Raw genomic sequence first — 1,129 nt, forward strand, 5'->3', positions numbered from 1 at the left:
CCATTGGCGGCTTCTGGAGAAGCATGGCCGATAGACAGACCAGAGGTACCACCAGAGAAGCGGCCGTCAGTTAATAACGCACACTCTTTACCTAAGCCCATCGATTTTAGATAAGTGGTTGGGTAAAGCATTTCTTGCATGCCCGGGCCACCTTTTGGACCTTCGTAGCGAATCACAACTACATCGCCCGCTTTCACTTTGCCGCCAAGGATGCCGTCTACCGCATCTTCCTGGCTTTCAAACACTACTGCAGGGCCAGTAAATTTCAGGATGCTTTCGTCCACACCAGCAGTCTTCACAATACAACCATCCAGCGCGATGTTGCCTTTCAGAACGGCAAGGCCGCCATCTTGGCTAAACGCGTTTTCTTTGGTGCGGATACAGCCTTCCGCGCGGTCATTATCGAGGGTATCCCAGCGACAATCTTGCGAGAATGCTTGTGTGGTGCGGATACCCGCAGGGCCAGCACGGTAGAATGATTTCACTTCTTCTGAATCGGTCAGCATGATGTCGTATTTGGCTAGCTGTTCTTCCCAAGTCAGTCCTAGGACAGTCTTAGACTGATTGCGCAGCAGACCTGCACGGTTCAGTTCACCAAGGATACCGACAACGCCACCCGCACGGTGTACATCTTCCATGTGGTATTTCTGCGTTGAAGGAGCCACTTTACAAAGGTGTGGTACTTGGCGAGACATGCGGTCGATGTCCGTCATATCAAAATCGACTTCACCTTCTTGCGCCGCAGCTAAAAGGTGTAACACCGTATTGGTCGAACCGCCCATTGCGATGTCGAGTGCCATCGCGTTTTCAAATGCGGCTTTGGTCGCGATATTGCGTGGTAGAGCCGTTTCGTCATCTTGCTCGTAGTAGCGTTTGGTGAGTTCAACGATGCGTTTACCTGCATTGATAAACAGCTCTTTACGGTCGGCATGCGTTGCCAACAGCGAGCCGTTGCCTGGCTGAGACAGACCCAGAGCTTCTGTCAGACAGTTCATTGAGTTTGCAGTGAACATGCCTGAACACGATCCACACGTTGGGCATGCACTGCGTTCGATCTGTTCGCTTTGTTCGTCAGACACTTTTGGATCGGCACCTTGGATCATGGCATCGACAAGGTCTAGCTTGATGA

At 51.6% G+C, this 1,129-nt stretch carries 1 protein-coding gene; it reads right to left on the minus strand.

What is annotated here, in order from left to right; all coding sequences use genetic code 11:
• On the minus strand, positions 1-1,129 hold a 1,129-nt coding region (gene ilvD, locus R7E42_RS25105; RefSeq protein WP_318073255.1), incomplete at both ends, for a dihydroxy-acid dehydratase.

Source organism: Vibrio sp. Vb1337, assembly GCF_033338715.1.
Lineage (GTDB): Bacteria > Pseudomonadota > Gammaproteobacteria > Enterobacterales > Vibrionaceae > Vibrio > Vibrio alginolyticus.